At 42.7% G+C, this 15,143-nt stretch carries 21 protein-coding genes; 8 read left to right on the top strand and 13 right to left on the bottom strand.

Annotated features, from left to right (window positions below; genetic code table 11):
• On the bottom strand, nucleotides 1-383 hold a 383-nt coding region (locus tag AC37HE_RS01440), incomplete at its 3' end, for an RsmE family RNA methyltransferase (protein WP_500780990.1).
• 11 nt (nucleotides 384-394) lie between these two features.
• Nucleotides 395-889, bottom strand: coding sequence for a SixA phosphatase family protein (locus AC37HE_RS01435; protein ID WP_500780989.1), 495 nt, complete (start codon nucleotides 887-889; stop codon nucleotides 395-397).
• Between the two features lie 64 nt (nucleotides 890-953).
• On the opposite strand from AC37HE_RS01435, the gene AC37HE_RS01430 reads away from it, so the two are divergent.
• Nucleotides 954-1,454 carry a metallophosphoesterase family protein gene (locus tag AC37HE_RS01430; RefSeq protein WP_500780988.1) on the top strand — a complete coding sequence of 167 codons (501 nt, stop codon included), beginning with the start codon at nucleotides 954-956 and terminating at the stop codon, nucleotides 1,452-1,454.
• A gap of 265 nt (nucleotides 1,455-1,719) precedes the next feature.
• Here the strand turns inward: AC37HE_RS01430 and prmA are convergent, their stop codons facing one another.
• From prmA to AC37HE_RS01385, 9 genes are all read right to left on the bottom strand, one after another.
• Nucleotides 1,720-2,550, bottom strand: coding sequence for a 50S ribosomal protein L11 methyltransferase (gene prmA / locus AC37HE_RS01425; RefSeq protein ID WP_500780987.1), 831 nt, complete (start codon nucleotides 2,548-2,550; stop codon nucleotides 1,720-1,722).
• An 18-nt stretch (nucleotides 2,551-2,568) separates the two neighbouring features.
• Entirely contained in the window at nucleotides 2,569-3,321 is a 753-nt protein-coding gene (locus AC37HE_RS01420; RefSeq protein ID WP_500780986.1) for a TerB family tellurite resistance protein, read from the bottom strand.
• A complete protein-coding gene (coaE, locus tag AC37HE_RS01415) occupies nucleotides 3,314-3,901 on the bottom strand; it encodes a dephospho-CoA kinase (protein ID WP_500780985.1) in 588 nt (195 codons plus the stop codon). Before coaE ends, AC37HE_RS01420 begins: the two co-directional genes overlap by 8 nt.
• 2 nt (nucleotides 3,902-3,903) lie before the next feature.
• Entirely contained in the window at nucleotides 3,904-4,902 is a 999-nt protein-coding gene (locus tag AC37HE_RS01410; RefSeq protein ID WP_500780984.1) for a CdaR family protein, read from the bottom strand.
• 66 nt (nucleotides 4,903-4,968) lie between these two features.
• A complete protein-coding gene (yajC, locus tag AC37HE_RS01405; RefSeq protein ID WP_500780983.1) occupies nucleotides 4,969-5,283 on the bottom strand; it encodes a preprotein translocase subunit YajC in 315 nt (104 codons plus the stop codon).
• Nucleotides 5,284-5,295: 12 nt separating this feature from the next.
• Nucleotides 5,296-5,685: a DUF1573 domain-containing protein gene (locus AC37HE_RS01400; RefSeq protein WP_500780982.1), complete on the bottom strand. Its 390-nt coding sequence runs from the start codon at nucleotides 5,683-5,685 to the stop codon at nucleotides 5,296-5,298.
• A 40-nt stretch (nucleotides 5,686-5,725) separates the two neighbouring features.
• Nucleotides 5,726-6,679, bottom strand: a complete 954-nt coding sequence (gene nusB, locus AC37HE_RS01395; protein WP_500780981.1) for a transcription antitermination factor NusB — start codon at nucleotides 6,677-6,679, stop codon at nucleotides 5,726-5,728.
• 82 nt (nucleotides 6,680-6,761) lie between these two features.
• Nucleotides 6,762-7,481, bottom strand: a complete 720-nt coding sequence (locus tag AC37HE_RS01390) for a rhomboid family intramembrane serine protease (protein ID WP_500780980.1) — start codon at nucleotides 7,479-7,481, stop codon at nucleotides 6,762-6,764.
• Nucleotides 7,482-8,507 carry a threonine aldolase family protein gene (locus AC37HE_RS01385; protein WP_500780979.1) on the bottom strand — a complete coding sequence of 342 codons (1,026 nt, stop codon included), beginning with the start codon at nucleotides 8,505-8,507 and terminating at the stop codon, nucleotides 7,482-7,484. It lies immediately after the preceding gene.
• A gap of 378 nt (nucleotides 8,508-8,885) precedes the next feature.
• Between AC37HE_RS01385 and AC37HE_RS01380 the strand changes: the two genes are divergently transcribed.
• The 7 genes from AC37HE_RS01380 (at nucleotide 8,886) to rbp (ending at nucleotide 14,503) form a co-directional block, all read left to right on the top strand.
• The gene (locus AC37HE_RS01380; protein WP_500780978.1) at nucleotides 8,886-10,196 is read left to right on the top strand and encodes a cryptochrome/photolyase family protein; all 1,311 of its coding nucleotides are present in this window, start codon (nucleotides 8,886-8,888) and stop codon (nucleotides 10,194-10,196) included.
• Nucleotides 10,197-10,307: 111 nt separating this feature from the next.
• On the top strand, nucleotides 10,308-10,691 hold the full coding sequence (locus AC37HE_RS01375; RefSeq protein WP_500780977.1) for a heme-binding domain-containing protein: 384 nt from the start codon (nucleotides 10,308-10,310) through the stop codon (nucleotides 10,689-10,691).
• Nucleotides 10,692-10,736: 45 nt separating this feature from the next.
• A complete protein-coding gene (locus tag AC37HE_RS01370) occupies nucleotides 10,737-11,204 on the top strand; it encodes a heme-binding domain-containing protein (protein WP_500780976.1) in 468 nt (155 codons plus the stop codon).
• Between the two features lie 141 nt (nucleotides 11,205-11,345).
• Nucleotides 11,346-11,972, top strand: coding sequence for a DUF5063 domain-containing protein (locus AC37HE_RS01365; RefSeq protein ID WP_500780975.1), 627 nt, complete (start codon nucleotides 11,346-11,348; stop codon nucleotides 11,970-11,972).
• Nucleotides 11,973-12,018: 46 nt separating this feature from the next.
• Complete coding sequence (locus tag AC37HE_RS01360; RefSeq protein ID WP_500780974.1) at nucleotides 12,019-12,597, top strand: 3'-5' exonuclease; 579 nt, start codon at nucleotides 12,019-12,021, stop codon at nucleotides 12,595-12,597.
• A complete protein-coding gene (locus AC37HE_RS01355) occupies nucleotides 12,594-13,784 on the top strand; it encodes a class I SAM-dependent rRNA methyltransferase (RefSeq protein ID WP_500780973.1) in 1,191 nt (396 codons plus the stop codon). The genes AC37HE_RS01360 and AC37HE_RS01355 overlap by 4 nt, the downstream gene beginning before the upstream one ends.
• Before the next feature lie 311 nt (nucleotides 13,785-14,095).
• A complete protein-coding gene (gene rbp / locus AC37HE_RS01350; protein WP_500780972.1) occupies nucleotides 14,096-14,503 on the top strand; it encodes an RNA-binding regulator in 408 nt (135 codons plus the stop codon).
• Nucleotides 14,504-14,556: 53 nt separating this feature from the next.
• On the opposite strand, the gene AC37HE_RS01345 is transcribed toward rbp, so the two are convergent.
• Both AC37HE_RS01345 and AC37HE_RS01340 read right to left on the bottom strand, forming a co-directional pair.
• On the bottom strand, nucleotides 14,557-15,003 hold the full coding sequence (locus AC37HE_RS01345) for a GAF domain-containing protein (RefSeq protein ID WP_500780971.1): 447 nt from the start codon (nucleotides 15,001-15,003) through the stop codon (nucleotides 14,557-14,559).
• The gene (locus AC37HE_RS01340) at nucleotides 15,000-15,137 is read right to left on the bottom strand and encodes a hypothetical protein (protein WP_500780991.1); all 138 of its coding nucleotides are present in this window, start codon (nucleotides 15,135-15,137) and stop codon (nucleotides 15,000-15,002) included. The genes AC37HE_RS01345 and AC37HE_RS01340 overlap by 4 nt, the downstream gene beginning before the upstream one ends.
• Nucleotides 15,138-15,143: the final 6 nt, after the last annotated feature.

The following is a 15,143-nucleotide window of genomic DNA, read 5'->3' as shown; positions in this document are numbered from 1 at the left end:
GAAACGATCACTTTCTCCAGTCGGTCGTCTTTAATCACTTTGCGTTCGGAGTGTTCGCACAAAATAGGGGTGATCTCATCAATCCCAATTTCGGTTGCTTTTTCGAGGAACCATTCCAGACGATCGATGTTTTTTGTTGGCGCCACCGCTATATGCAACCGGCTTTTGCGCTTACCGTATCCGCTTTGGGTATCCACAATCTCCACGGAGCATCGCTTGGGGTGAGCCTCGGTTATGCGGGCGTTGGAGAAATTACCTTTCCCGTCGATCAACTGGATAACATCGCCCTCTTGAAGACGAAGTACGCGAACGGCATGTTTCGATTCTTCTTCGGTTAAAGTATAGCTTGTCCCGTTGAGGTCGGGGGTATAGAATAAATGCATGAATGTCTTTTTTAACGGTAATTGCGGGGTTTCAGGTGCATCACCAGCTTTCCTTCTCGCGACGAAACTTCTTTCCACCGATCAACTTCAAACTCAATAACGGCTGTTGAGCAGGTAGGGGTGTCGCTGTTGAAAAACCGAACCAGGTTATTCACCAGGTAATGAACGGTTGGGTTGTGGCCAAATACAAAAACAGTTTCCGTTTCGGCGGGCAGGGTATGCAGCATATCAATGAAATCCATGGTCGTCAAACCATCGTACAGGTCTTCATCTTTCTGAATATCGCCTTTGGCATACCCATAGGTTTCGGCATAAATTTTCGCCGTTTTGTAGGCCCGCTTAGCCGGACTGGCAATAATCAGATCCGGAGACACATTCAGCTCTTTCAGCTCATTGCTTAGGTGGGCAGCGTCTTCTTTTCCGCTGTCTCTTAGTTTCCGGTTAAAATCATCGTCGTACCCGTAAGGGACGGCTTTGGCATGCCTGACAATTACAACACGTTTCATTTGTTCTGATTTTTGATACTAAATAAACTATTTTTAGGCGTTCAAACCAAGGAAAAGATAAATAATGAAGAAGATTGGATTGATATCCGATACACATGGTATGATTAGCGATAAAACGCTGAATTTTCTGAAAGATGTGGATGAAGTCTGGCATGCCGGGGATATCGGTACTGAAGAGCTCGCTGATCAGCTGGCGGCCTTTAAGCCTTTGAAAGCGGTTTACGGGAATATAGACGGGCACATTTTGCGCCGCATGTTCCCCGAAACACTTCGCTTTTTTGCCGAAGAGGTAGATGTGCTGATGACCCATATTGGTGGTTATCCCGGACGATACGAAGCCCGCATACGACGAGAGATGCAGCAAAAAGCGCCGCAACTTTTTATTGCCGGGCATTCGCATATTCTGAAGGTGATTTACGATAAGAAATTCAATTGCCTGCACATTAATCCCGGTGCGGCGGGCAACAAGGGATTTCATAAAAGCTGTACTGCAGTGCGCTTTGTGATCGACGGCCGCGAGATCCGTGATCTGGAAGTCCACGAGTTCGAACGAACCAGGTTTTGAAGCATACCTGAAAGTGCTTGGTATCGAATGCTTCGTGCCTTTAAACGAGCGGGTTCAGGCTTGTGTTGATAACAGGTGCCTGTACCAAAATTGAACCGGTTGGGGGACGATCAAAACAGGTAGAAGCTTTATTGCCAAAGGCGGAAGCTTGTTCAGCGTAAAGGGAAGGTCATTCAGAACAGGCGGAAGCAAACCCGAAAAGCGAAAAAGGAAGAGCAGTTGTTTCGCTCTTCCTTTTTTGATATTCTGAAATGGCTTGTCCGGCTTACTTTTCAAATGCACAGGCAATCCAGTTGTTCTTTTCTTTAATTTCGAGTTTGCGCAGGAACAACTCCGAGGCTTTGGCCACAATATCTTCCAAATCATCCTTGTAGAAGCCGCTTACAATCAGTATTCCGCCTTCCTTCAGTACACTGTTGTATTTCTCAAGGTCTTGCATGATGATGTTTTTCTGAATGTTGGCCAAAATCACATCGTATTGTTTGTTGCCCAACAGCGATGCATCGCCGATAAAGGCTTCCATATTGTTGATGTTGTTGAGGCGGCAGTTTTCAACTACGCTCTCGAATGCCCAGCTGTCTATGTCGATGGCCGTAACTGTTTCGCAGCCCCGCATTGATGCGAATATTCCGAGAATACCGGTTCCGCATCCCATGTCGAGCACGGTTTCGCCTTCCATATTCAGCTCGCGGATGTGCTCCACCATCAGCGAAGTCGTTTCGTGGTTGCCGGTACCGAAAGCCATGTTTGGCTCAATCACGATTTCGTATTTCACCTTCGGGTATTCGGTATGAAAAGGAGCACGAATCAGGCAGTCGTCACCAATCAACAAGGGTTGAAAGTAGTTTTTCTCCCACTCTTCGTTCCAGTTAATATCGGGCATCTCTTCTTCGGTGAATGAAACCGGAAAAGGCACTTCTTCCAATAAAGACTGAATTGTTTCGGCAGTAACTTTGCCGGCAGGGTAGAAGGCATTCAGGTGCTCGTCGGTCTCGTCGAAACTTTCAAACTCCAGTGCTGACAGGAAAGCTGTCAGAATTTCCCGGTTTACTTCGTTGTCGGGCTCCAGCGTAAAAGTTGTTTTAATGTATTGCATGCTTTGTTTGCGAATATTTTAAGCGAAGCTACGCTCTTTTTTGAGTTGTTCGTAAGCTTCGTTTACTTTCTGAAATTTTTCTTTGGCAGCATTTTGGAAATCTTCGCCCAGGTAACTCACCTTGTCAGGGTGGTATTTCATTGCCATTTTGCGGTAGGCTTTTTTGATTTCCTCGTTGGTTGCTGTTGACTCAATCTCCAGAATTTTGTAGGCAGCATCGGTATTCGCCACAAACATCGATTTAATCGACTCAAAATCCTTGTCAGTGATGCCCATTTGATGAGCGATCTGTGTGATTAAGTTGGTTTCGGTTACATCAACCTGACCATCAGCCTGGGCAATGCCAAACAAGAAATGCAGCAGCTGCAGACGCGACGAATAGTCCATGTTCTGCTGAATCTGACCGCATACTTCATTCACAGGAATGTTTTGGTTTAGCAGGTTACGCAGCATTTGTATAGCTTCCTGTGCCGAACTGGTACCAAAGGAACGTACAAAGAAGTCCTTTACGTAGTTTAACTCTGATTTCAGTACTTTACCGTCGGCTTTCATAACGGCTGCAACAAGCACTAATAAGCTCATGACATAGCCCCCGGTTGTGGTTTGTGTGGCGTGACCGTTTCCGGCGCCATACGATTGATATCTGTTTCCGTTTTGTGGTTGATTTTCGTTATCAAGCATCGAGCCGACGACAAATCCGATAATCCCTCCGATAGGGCCCAGAAAAGCCCAGCCTAGTCCGCCGGCGATCCATTTTGCAAATTTACCCATGTGTTCTAAAATGTTTATCCAGTTTTACTAATTGCGGAACTACCAATTCTGTGCCATCATTTTGAATGACAAAATTGGCAAGCTTCGCTTTTTGTTCATCTTTCCATTGCTTTTCCATGCGGGCGATAACACTTTCAGCATCGGTGTTTTCCCTCGCCATCACCCGTTTTATGCGGGTTTCTTCCGGTGCTGTAACCAAAATCGTAAAGTCCATCATTTCGTAGAAGCCACTTTCGAACAGGATGGCTGCCTCGTGAATAATATAAGGCGTTTGCTGCTTTTCGCACCACTTAAAGAAGTAATTGCGCACTTCGGGATGAACAATGTTGTTTACTTTTTGCAGTAAAGGTGGCGAATTAAAGATCAATGAGGCTAGCTTTTTTCGGTCAATGGTCTGGTTGGGCAGGTAAATGTCGCTGCCAAACAAAGCTTTGAGCTGGTATCTGATAGCTTCGGAGTTGTTGATTAATTTTTTTGCCTCTGTGTCAGCTTCAAAAACAGGAATGCCAATTGTCCTGAAAAATTGGCAGATGGTAGATTTTCCGCTACCGATCCCTCCGGTAATTCCAACCTTAATCATGCTTACTTCATTTCAATTAGGTACTCAACATCCTCCGGGTTTACTGTTACCGACAGGATGTTGGGTGGTTCGGTGTTTAATTTGACTTTTAAGATTTCTTTCTTGTTCGCAATATCCGCATACGGAACGGACAGGTTGAAATCATTAGCTGTAATATCTGAGAAGTGGCTTAACCCCACCAAAAAACTCACTTTGGCTTTGTCGGGGAAAAGCTTCACATTGACATTTTCCGGTACATCGGTTACCAATATTGGCACAACAACTTGCTTTTCAGTGAATTCTTCCAACGGAATTTTTAAGATGACCCGAGATGGGCTTACCGAATAGTTTTTAGAGCTTTCGAGCTGTACATTGCGTTGAATATCTTTGTCCAAATCCTTGTAATGTTGAGCCTTGGTGGCAACAAACTGAATGGTGTCCAAAATGGACTCAGCACCCGAAATTTCAACTGAATCCGGTTCTGTGGTAATTTCACTGCTGATGTAGTATTGCTTTTTCAGCTCGTAGGTAATATTGGGTTTTACTTTTACTTTTTTGTGTATAAGGCGGTCAAACTTGAAATACAATGAATCGGGCTGGATTTCGGTAATTTTAAGTTCATTGCTTACCTGGCTGGAAAGGCGGTTGATAAATTGCCGTGTGCCGATCCGAAAACTCGAATTGGGAGAGTTTTCCATTTGCCCGGAGGTAAATTCATTCACATTGAATACGAGTGGCGAAAAAGCCATACTCAGTTTATGTCGAAGAATGGTGAAGCCCCACGAATTTACTTTCAGAGTAAAGTGGTCGGGTGGTGAATTGGCTAAGATCTTATTCTTTGGCAGATTGGTGTACTTCACAGGGAAGGTCAGGTCGACTGTATATTGTTTATTCAGTGCATTTAAAAACCAGAATACGGTTGCAATTACCAGGCAGACCAAAAAGACTTCCAGCCTATGCTTATCCTTGTCCAGCAACTTCCGGTAAAGCTCGTGTATTTTATATAACCAATTTTTTCCCACGATTTCAAAGATAAAAAAAAGGGCAGACTAAAACGTCGGCCCTTTCGTATTTCTGATAATGTCAATTTATTTCTGCTGTGGAACATCAGACATGTCTTTTACAACAGCTGATTTGTCAACGCGTAACTTAACATTGTCATCAACTTGAAGTAACACGTAGCTGTCTTTAATTTCGGCTACTTTACCGTAGATACCACCAGTTGTAACAACTTTATCGCCTTTAGCCAGACTTTCACGGAATTTTCTCAATTCCTTTTGTTTTTTCATTTGTGGTCTGATCATGAAAAAGTAGAATACCGCAATTACCAAAATCATTGGTAAGAAAGTCATCAGTGGATTCTGGTCAGCTCCTTGTTGTGGAGTCATCAATAAGTAATTCATTGTGTCTTTTATTTAGTTATAAATGTCTATCAAGTCGTTTTCGACCTTAGCCGTTATTATCAATTCTTGTGCCTTTTTGCTTCCATTGGAGTATACACGGATTTGTTTCATCACATTTCCGACTTCTCCCGCCGAGTTAAACAACACCTCAATATAGTTGTCTTCTCCTGCTTTTACAGCTTCAGGCGGAAAGCTAACTTCCAAACAACCACAATCGGTCTGCACGCTGTCAATTTTTAAGTTGCCACTGCCTGTATTGATGAACTTAAAACTGTATGACAGAAGCTCTCCGGCATGGACGGCTCCAAAATTATGGATTTCTTTCTGAATGCCAAATTTTGGTTCACCTTTCAACTCGTTTTCTGTTTCAGTTTGTTTCGCTGAATGTTGACATGCTGCCATTGTAAATACAAATAAAAGCAGTAGGAAAACTCTCATGGCTTTAATCCATTTCTCCAATCAATCCGCGGCCGGCTTTCTTAATGCGTTCTTCTTGTTTCAAGCCTTTTAGTGCTTTATCCAGAATACCATTGATGAAGTTGCGGCTCTTTTGGGTGCTGTAATATTTCGATAGTTCGATGTATTCGTTCAAACTAACTTTAGTCGGGATGGAAGGGAAGTACAGGAACTCGGCAATGGCCATTTCCATGATCATGTTATCAAGGGATGCAATGCGTTCAACGTCCCAGTTTTCGGTATATTGTTCCACTACCTTTTTCAATTCATCGTGGTTAACCACGCTTTTGCGGAAAAGGTTTTTGGTGAATTCTTCGTCTTCCTCGTCTTTAAACAGGGGCATCAAAGAAGAGTTTTCGTTCGAAATTTCTTTGAGCTTTTTAATCGTTTTAATGATCATGCTGATTACAAAATCAACATCGTCGTTCCAGTAAATGCTTTCTTCTTCCAAAATCGAGAATAGCTCGTCGGATTGCAGAATAATTTCAGCAAAAAGCAGTTCGATAACCTTCTTGTCGTCGGCATAGCTTCGTTCGGGCTTTTTCATGTATTCGCCGTAAAACTCCGATTCAATCAGCGAGGTATACAGCCTTTTTATCAACTCCGGCTCGTTTGACCAGTTTAGTTTCGACTGATCCAGGTTTTTCAACAATGCTTTGTTGTTTCTCACCTGATCAATCAGATGGTTGCTGATAAAACGGGTGTTTGGATTTAAATCTTCTTCTGTTGGAAAGTGTTTCTTTTTGCGAAGCTCGATAATCGAGTTAGCGTGATCCGCAATTTCTACAACGAGTTGAAATAAATGATGATAAAGGTCGTAAGTTTTCTGGATGCTGAAAAAGAGCTCTTTCTCGGATTGGTTAATCGATCTCTCCGGAGACGTATAGAAGGCGTATAGAACCTGTAATACTTTGGTGCGGATAATTCTTCTGCTAATCATTTTGTATAGAACTAATATCTTTTTTAAGAAGGGGCAAAGTTATAAAATTTCCTGAGTGACAATGATCCATCAATCAGCTTTTTTAAAATTCTTCATTTTTGTTTGTATCGTTCGGATAATGAGTTGGTTGTTCTTCTGTTATTTCAGGTACATCTATTTCGTCGTCGTCGGTTTCATCTTCCCACTCGTAACGGGTTCGCTGGGGGCCCTGTTTGCGGTAAAAGATGCTTAGCACCAAACCACTGGCACCTCCCCAAAGGTGACTTTCCCATGATACACCCGGTTCCATGGGGAAGATTCCCCAGAACATACCGCCGTAGAGAAAAACAACGACAATAGATATCGTTAGCAGTTTAACATCGGAGCGGAGAATGCCGCTGAAAAAAAGGAATGATCCAAGGCCATAAATCAGTCCGCTGGCTCCAATGTGCCAGGCTTCGCGGGCACCAACCCAAACGCACAGCCCTGAGAGCAGGTAAATAAGTATGAAAATGCGCCAAGCCAGGCTGCGGTAAAAATAGAAGAGTGCAACAGCCAGGATAAAGAAGGGGACCGAGTTGGCTACAATATGCTCTAAACTTCCGTGCAGGAAGGGCGAAAAGATAATTCCACGAAGGCCTTTAAGGGTTCGCGGGAAAATTCCGAGTCGGGCGAAATCGCTCCCTAAAATATTTTCGATCAGGAAAACTAACCAAAACCCCAGCAAAAACAGGGCAGGGAAGACCATGCTGTAACGGAAAATTTTTTTCTCCAGATCACGATCCAGCCTGTTTTTGTTGGGGTAATAGTTAAAGAGTGGCATCTATAATAAGGTTTTTAATGCGTTTGCAAATCCGTAAATGTCTTCTTCAGTTGTGTCGAACGAAGTCATCCAGCGCACTTCGGAGCGTGATTCATCCCAGGTGTAAAAGAAATATTGATCCTGTAACTTGGTAATAATTTCGGCCGGGATGATTGCGAAGACGCCGTTAGCCTCTGTTTTTTGAGTGAGGGTTACCCCATCAATTTTAGCAACCTCCTGTTCGAGCAGCAATGCCATTTTGTTCGCATGTTCGGCATTTTGTTTCCACAGGTCGTTCTCGAAATAGGCCAGGAACTGTGCACTGACAAAACGCATTTTCGAAAAAAGCTGCATACTTTGTTTGCGAATGTATTTGGTCATGCGGGCTTGTTCCGGCTTGAAGAAGATAACTGCTTCGCCCATCATCATCCCGTTTTTGGTTCCGCCAAACGAAAGAACATCGATTCCGGCATCGCGGGTAAAGCTGCGGAAGGGTAATTTAAGAGCAGCTGCTGCATTGGCAATACGGGCGCCATCCATGTGCACAAACAGGCCATTTTGGTGAGCCAGATCGGTAATCGCTTTGATCTCCTCGACTGAATAGAGCGTTCCCAGCTCGGTAACCTGCGAAATGGAGATTACTCCGGGCTGTGCATGGTGTTCAAAACCAAAGCTGTGTAAGTGGGCCTTAATATCTTCGGGGTGAAGCTTCCCTTGGCGGTTCGGTACCGGAATAAGCTTGCAGCCGGTCAGTTTCTCAGGAGCACCGCACTCATCAACTTGTATGTGCGCCGTATCGGCACAGATAATTGAGTTGAAGCTTTGTGTCAGGCTTGAGAGCGAAAGTACATTGGCTCCGGTTCCGTTAAAAGCGAAGAATACTTCAATGTCGTCGCCAAACTCCTGTTTGAAGCGCTCGACTGCTTTTTGGGTCACCGGGTCACCGCCATAGCCAACCATGTGGCCGTCGTTCACTTTTGCAATAGCTTCTAAGATGGCCGGGTGTACACCGGCATTATTATCACTTGCAAATCCTCTTTTTGTCATTTCGGGATGTATTTTCAGGTTAAACAGTAATCAATTTGAAACATCAAACTTATAAAAATGGATGCAAAATTGATACAAATTGAGTAGGGGTTCGCTCAGATTGTTGAATGACTTGAATACGCGATGCGAGGAAAGAGGAGGCAGAATGAACAAATGGAAATTGGCTTTCATTCTTGAGAAGGCATTTTCATGTGAGTTTTCCTTCACCGACGTTTCGGGAAGCCATTTTCATGTGTGTTTGACTCTACCGACTGTTTGGATAATAATTTTCGTGCGTATTTGACTTGACAGGTGTTCTTTGATTAATGAAACAGTGGCGATACTATCAGTTCTTTGGTTATCTTTAAATTCGTTCATTAATCAATCAAACTTAACAGGATGGATAAACAAGAAATTGCGATCTTTTGGTTTCGGCGCGATCTGCGGCTGGAAGATAATCATGGTTTATACCAGGCACTTAATTCGGGAAAACCGGTTTTACCCATTTTCATTTTTGATACCAATATTCTGAATAATCTGGAGCACGAAGATTCGAGGGTGACTTTTATCCTGCATGAGGTTCAGAATCTTCAGCGTCTGCTTGAAGAAAAAGGGAGTACCTTGTGGATTTATCACGGAACACCGGCTGATGCGTTCAAGCGTCTGCTTACAGAATATCAGGTTGCGGAGGTGTTTACCAACCAGGATTATGAACCTTATGCCCGCGAACGTGAAAAGACAATTTATGAGTTGCTCGAAGCAGAAGGTGTTCAGCTACGGGCATTTAAGGACCAGCTTATTTTTCACAAAAATGAAATTGTGAAAGCCGATGGAAGCCCTTACACGGTATTTACACCTTATAGTAAGAAGTGGCTGTCGAAATTGACCAAAAGCGACTATCAGGCTTTTCCTTCAGAAAAATTGCTTGATAATTTGCTTCAGACAAAGCCATTAAAGCATTACCATCACCCGGATTTAGGATTTAAACAAGGGCCTTACGAGGTTCCCCCTTTGGTTATTGATCTCCATATATTAGAAGGTTATGCCGATCATCGCGACTTTCCGGCTGTTAACGGCACTTCCAGGCTGGGGGTGCATCTGCGTTTCGGAACACTGAGCATTCGCAAGTTGACTGCTTTGGCAATAAGGCATTCATCAACTTTTCTAAACGAATTGATTTGGCGCAACTTTTACATGGATATCCTGTGGCATTTCCCGCATGTTGAAAAATCGGCATTTAAACCGGCTTACGATTTTATTCAGTGGAAGAACTCGGAGAAAGATTTCGCCCGCTGGTGTGAAGGAACAACCGGTTATCCCTTGGTTGATGCAGGCATGCGTGAGCTGAATGCAACAGGCTATATGCACAATCGGGTACGTATGGTTACAGCCAGTTTTTTGTGTAAGCACCTGTTGATCGACTGGCATTGGGGCGAAGCTTATTTTGCAGAGAAGTTGCTCGACTTTGAGTTAGCCTCTAACAATGGCGGGTGGCAATGGGCTGCGGGTTGCGGATGCGATGCAGCTCCCTACTTCCGTGTTTTTAATCCGGTATTGCAACAACAAAAATTCGACCCGGAATTTGCCTATATTAAGAAATGGATTCCTGAATACGGAACTGCAGCTTATCCGAACCCGATTGTCGATCACAAAAAGGCGCGGGAAAGTGCTATTCGTTTGTATAAAGAGGCTTTGGAGGAACGAAAATAACTTTGCGATTACTATGTGGGCAGACACCTGAAGTGATATACTAAACAATTTGGGCTGGTTAACAGTTATTATTCCAAGTTATTCACCTCGATAAATACTAAAAAGACAGCGATGAAAAAAACAACTCTTATTTTAGGATTGATGGTTGTACTTGCCAGCTGCAAGGCAAAAGGTACCAAAACTGGCGATAGCAAAATTGCCTACCCAATGCCTTCGAAAGTTAAAGTACTAGTGGAAAATAAATGTTTTGGTTGTCACAATAATGAAGGACATAGTGATAAGGCTAAAGCCGGTATCAACTTTTCCACCTTGGATCAGCTGGATAAGTTTAAAAAAATTGCTTCGTTGAATGATGCCCGTAAAGAGCTTGAAGGAGGTAAAATGCCACCGGCCAAGTTCGTGGCTAAACACCCTGATGCCGCATTAACGAAAGACGAGTCGGAAATGTTAGTTGGATGGATTAAGAGCGAAACTTCGTCGTTGTTACAACAATAGTCAAAGCAAATATATTTCACACCAGTTTCTTGAAATTTCGTAAAAATGAAAAAAATAGGTCGCTTCCTTTTATTAATAATTGTTGTTTTTGTAGTTCTTCAATTTATTCAACCCAAAAAAAACGAAGGACCAGTTACGGACAATCATTTGTTTCGTAGTACAACAGTTCCCGAAACAGATCAGCAAATCCTGAATGATGCATGCATGGATTGCCATTCGAATCAGACAAGCTATCCTTGGTATGATCGGATTTCGCCCGTTTCGTGGTACATCAATCATCATATTGAAGAAGCAAAAGGGAAATTGAATTTTTCGGACTGGGGAACGATGAGTCCGATAGATCAAGTGAGTGCACTCGAGCATATGCGCAAGGAAATTGAACATGGGGATATGCCCTTGAAATCGTATGAGCTTATGCATCCTAAAGCCCGGCTGAACCAGTCTCAGATTGATTCGCTGGTTAATTGGATTGGAGACTACCAGGTTCGTCTTGCCGATAAAGCTGCTCACTGATTCGTTTAAACAGCTTAACTATTTGGCAATTCGCTTTTTTAAATCATTCCTAATTGATGGGCTGATACTTGAATCGTACGAATTTATTTCGGGATTTAATGGCAAAACTTATTACTTTTGCTGCATCGATTAAATGAAATTATGTCAGAAGATCAGTTAAACCAGTTGGTGTACTCAAAGCAAGTTATTGAATTTGTTACTCTTGCCAACGAGTATTGTAAATTTATTGAAAATGCCGGCACCCTTGACCCAAGGGACATGCTTGGTAAGATTCAGAAAATTTTGCCATTGGTTTACTTAAAGGCTACCATGTTGCCCGAATTTGAAAGTACAGAAGAAATTGTGCTGGAAAAATTTGTGACTGAAGTTGATTATAGCTACTTACAGCAGCGTATTATGAATATGCTGGGGGCGCATGATGATTTTCAGGAGGTTTTTGACAAAGATATGCAGTTTAGTGAAGGCCCGCTGACCGAAAGTATTTCGGAAAATCTGGCCGACATTTATCAGGACCTGAAAGATTTTGCTCTTTCGTACCGTACAGGTGACGAGTATGTGATGCAGGAAGCTTTATGGGAATGCATGGATAATTTCAAAAACTATTGGGGGCAAAAGCTGGTAAACGCCTTACGTGCGATCCACAGCCTCGTGTATAGTGATATTGAATTCGAAAATGAAGTTAAAATACAGAACGATGAAGATGATGAGGGGGACTCATCAAAACCGGATTGGCTGAACAACATGTTCAATAATCCACTCGAATCATAGTTTTCGGGAAAATCGAATTGTTCTGGTCGAAATTGTTTTTTATTAGATGTTTCAGGAAAGTATAACAAAAGAAGAATTAGATGTCTTACCTTCAAAATCGTTTGGAGGTGAAATAACTGTCGTCGATTCTTATGAATTGGTTTTAGAAGCTGCAGAATATTTACAGAAAGCCGACTTATTGGGGTTTGATACAGAAACAAAACCTTCGTTTAAGCGCGGACAGATGAATAAAGTTGCTCTGCTACAGCTGTCGACAGCCGATCGGGCTTTTCTGTTTCAACTACACAAAACCGGCTTAAGTGCCGAGATTAAAACGATCCTCTCAAATCAGGAAATCACAAAGGTAGGAGTGGCCATTCGCGATGATATTAAAGCTTTGCAACGGTTGAGCTTTTTTAAACCGGGAGGCTTTGTAGAATTACAAGAAGAAGTGAAAGGTTTTGGCATCCAGGATTTCAGTTTGAAGAAAATCGCTGGTATTGTACTGGGAGTCCGAATCTCAAAATCTCAGCGTTTGACAAACTGGGAGGCCAAGGTGTTGACCGAAGGACAGCAGGCTTATGCTGCCACCGACGCCTGGATTGCTCACGAAATATTCCAATCGTTATCTGAAGCTCAATCATGACAAAAAATTTGGTTACTGTTGTTCTTAATAAAGGAAAAGAACAATCATTAAAGCGTTTTCACCCTTGGGTTTTCTCAGGGGCAATCAAAAAAATTACGGCTGAGGTTAACGAAGGAGACCTGGTGCGGGTTGTTTCCAATTCAAACGAGTACCTGGGAACCGGACATTACCAGATTGGCTCCATCGCTGTTCGCATTCTGACGTTTAAAAACGAGGAAGTAAATCACGATTTTTGGGAACAACGTCTTCGCGAAGCGATAAACCTAAGGGCTTCACTCGGTTTATTAAACAACGAGCACACGAATGTTTTTCGTTTGGTGCATGGCGAGGGTGATGGGATGCCGGGACTGATTGTTGATTTTTATAATGGCACAGCTGTCTATCAGGCTCACTCGGTAGGCATGTACCACATGCGTCACGAACTGGCCAAGATCCTGCAGGAGCTTTTGGGAGACCAGCTAATTGCCGTTTACGATAAAAGTGATAAAACGCTTCCGTATAAGGCTGATATTGAACCTGAAAATGGTTATCTGGTGGGCGAGTCGCAAGCCACCATCGTTAAAGAATATGATAATGCTTTTCAGGTGGACTGGGTGGAAGGGCAGAAAACCGGATTTTTTGTGGATCAACGGGAAAACCGTCGGTTAGTGAAAGAATTTTCCAATGGTCGTGATGTGCTCAATATGTTCTGTTACAGTGGGGGTTTTTCATTCTATGCCATGCAAGGAAATGCCCGTATGGTGCACTCGGTAGATGCTTCGGCTAAAGCAATTGATTTGACCCGTGCCAATGTTGAAATTAACTTTCCGCAAGATCCCCGGCATGAAGCCTATGTGGCCGATGCTTTCGAATTTATGCGGGATATCAAGGATAAGTATGATTTGATCATTCTGGATCCGCCAGCTTTTGCCAAGCACCGGAATGCTCTGCATCAAGCATTACAGGCCTACAAACGATTAAATGCCAAAGCCTTCGAACAGATCCGTCCGGGAGGAATTGTATTTACTTTTAGCTGTTCGCAGGTGGTAACGAAAGAGAAATTTCGGGAAGCTGTATTCTCCGGAGCTGCAATTTCGGGTCGGAAAGTGCGTATTCTCCATCAGTTAACACAACCGGCCGATCATCCTGTCAATATCTATCATCCTGAAGGTGAGTACTTAAAGGGGCTTGTCTTGTATGTTGATTAACCATTCATGGTTAAAATAGTAAATTTCGGTAAAAAAAGTGTTGCAGTTGTTTGAAGAGTCAAAAGTATCCATATATTTGTAATCAGCTATGGTGAAATGACTTGTAATCAATGCGCAAGGAAAGTACCTACCTTCCTGTGCATATTACAGATTTACCATTTTCTTTGAACTATTTATTGGTATTATTAGGTAGGGTCTCGCATTTTAGGTTGCAGTGATTTATACTCCTTCAAAAAGATCAATCTCCGTTCCAAAAATCCCGTGATTTTACCGCATGTTTTTTATTATTTTAATTTATTTATTTTCAAATTATGAACATTTACGTAGGTAATTTAAACTACAATCTTTCAGAAGAAGAAGTTGCGGAATTATTTTCACAATTCGGAGAAGTTGTTTCAGTAAAATTAATCACAGACAAAGAGACCGGTAGAGCTAAAGGTTTCGGTTTTGTTGAAATGGCTAACGATCAAGAGGGTGCTGAGGCTGTTTCTCGTTTGGACGGTGTTGACGTTCAAGGTAGAAACATCAAAGTAAACGAGGCTAAGCCTAGAGAAAACACAGGCTTCAAACCACGTCGCGAAGGCGGTTTCCAACGTCGCGAAGGCGGTTTCCAACGTCGTGAAGGTGGTTATCAACGCCGTGAAGGTGGTGGTGACCGTTTCGGAAGAAGCAATAATTACGAAGGCGGTGGTCGCCCACAAAGACGCGAACGTTACTAATTGGTAATTATATATGAGAAAAAAGATCGCCCGATAAGGCGATCTTTTTTTATTTAGAATTTGTCGGTAATCAATTTACAAACTTCCTCTAGAAATGTCTGGTCATCATTGTTGAAGGGAGCAGGGGAGTGGCTGTCTATATCGAGTTCAGCCACAAATTTACCCTCTTTCATTACTGGTACCACAATTTCTGACTGAACCTCCAGACCACAGGAAATGTAATTGTCAAGCTGGCTAACGTCTTGTACAATCATTGTTTCTTCCCGCTCAGCTACCTGACCGCAGACCCCTTTCCCAATTGCAATATGGGTGTGCTCTGTTGGCTTTCCCACGTAGGGTCCAAGGACAAGCTGTCCGTCTTGCAGAATATAAAATCCAACCCAATCGTAATGATAAATCTGCTCTTTTAGGGATGCACAAATTTTCAGCAGCAAATCTTCCGGCTTCGATTCAATCAATTGTTTTACCAGTTCAAGGCAATCTTCGAATTCTTTTTTCATCTATCTTCTCTTTGTTCTTGCTTGATAACCATTTGATGTTCGTGTGTAATCTTCTCGCAATATTTACATTTTAATGCCAATGGCTCTTTTGAAATGACCTTAAACGATGTTGTTACAGCTTCGTTGTTGGTGATGCATTT

The organism is Mangrovibacterium sp. (assembly GCF_059905295.1).
This window is presented reverse-complemented; position numbering and strand designations above follow the sequence as displayed.

Bases quoted from the DNA above. Each gene is read 5' to 3' on its own strand.
- AC37HE_RS01435 (WP_500780989.1), bottom strand. From the start codon at position 889: ATGAAACGTGTTGTAATTGTCAGGCATGCCAAAGCCGTCCCTTACGGG.
- AC37HE_RS01430 (WP_500780988.1), top strand. From the start codon at position 954: ATGAAGAAGATTGGATTGATATCCGATACACATGGTATGATTAGCGAT.
- prmA (WP_500780987.1), bottom strand. From the start codon at position 2,550: ATGCAATACATTAAAACAACTTTTACGCTGGAGCCCGACAACGAAGTA.
- AC37HE_RS01420 (WP_500780986.1), bottom strand. From the start codon at position 3,321: ATGGGTAAATTTGCAAAATGGATCGCCGGCGGACTAGGCTGGGCTTTT.
- coaE (WP_500780985.1), bottom strand. From the start codon at position 3,901: ATGATTAAGGTTGGAATTACCGGAGGGATCGGTAGCGGAAAATCTACC.
- yajC (WP_500780983.1), bottom strand. From the start codon at position 5,283: ATGAATTACTTATTGATGACTCCACAACAAGGAGCTGACCAGAATCCA.
- AC37HE_RS01400 (WP_500780982.1), bottom strand. From the start codon at position 5,685: ATGGCAGCATGTCAACATTCAGCGAAACAAACTGAAACAGAAAACGAG.
- nusB (WP_500780981.1), bottom strand. From the start codon at position 6,679: ATGATTAGCAGAAGAATTATCCGCACCAAAGTATTACAGGTTCTATAC.
- AC37HE_RS01390 (WP_500780980.1), bottom strand. From the start codon at position 7,481: ATGCCACTCTTTAACTATTACCCCAACAAAAACAGGCTGGATCGTGAT.
- AC37HE_RS01385 (WP_500780979.1), bottom strand. From the start codon at position 8,507: ATGACAAAAAGAGGATTTGCAAGTGATAATAATGCCGGTGTACACCCG.
- AC37HE_RS01380 (WP_500780978.1), top strand. From the start codon at position 8,886: ATGGATAAACAAGAAATTGCGATCTTTTGGTTTCGGCGCGATCTGCGG.
- AC37HE_RS01375 (WP_500780977.1), top strand. From the start codon at position 10,308: ATGAAAAAAACAACTCTTATTTTAGGATTGATGGTTGTACTTGCCAGC.
- AC37HE_RS01370 (WP_500780976.1), top strand. From the start codon at position 10,737: ATGAAAAAAATAGGTCGCTTCCTTTTATTAATAATTGTTGTTTTTGTA.
- AC37HE_RS01365 (WP_500780975.1), top strand. From the start codon at position 11,346: ATGTCAGAAGATCAGTTAAACCAGTTGGTGTACTCAAAGCAAGTTATT.
- AC37HE_RS01360 (WP_500780974.1), top strand. From the start codon at position 12,019: ATGTTTCAGGAAAGTATAACAAAAGAAGAATTAGATGTCTTACCTTCA.
- AC37HE_RS01355 (WP_500780973.1), top strand. From the start codon at position 12,594: ATGACAAAAAATTTGGTTACTGTTGTTCTTAATAAAGGAAAAGAACAA.
- rbp (WP_500780972.1), top strand. From the start codon at position 14,096: ATGAACATTTACGTAGGTAATTTAAACTACAATCTTTCAGAAGAAGAA.
- AC37HE_RS01345 (WP_500780971.1), bottom strand. From the start codon at position 15,003: ATGAAAAAAGAATTCGAAGATTGCCTTGAACTGGTAAAACAATTGATT.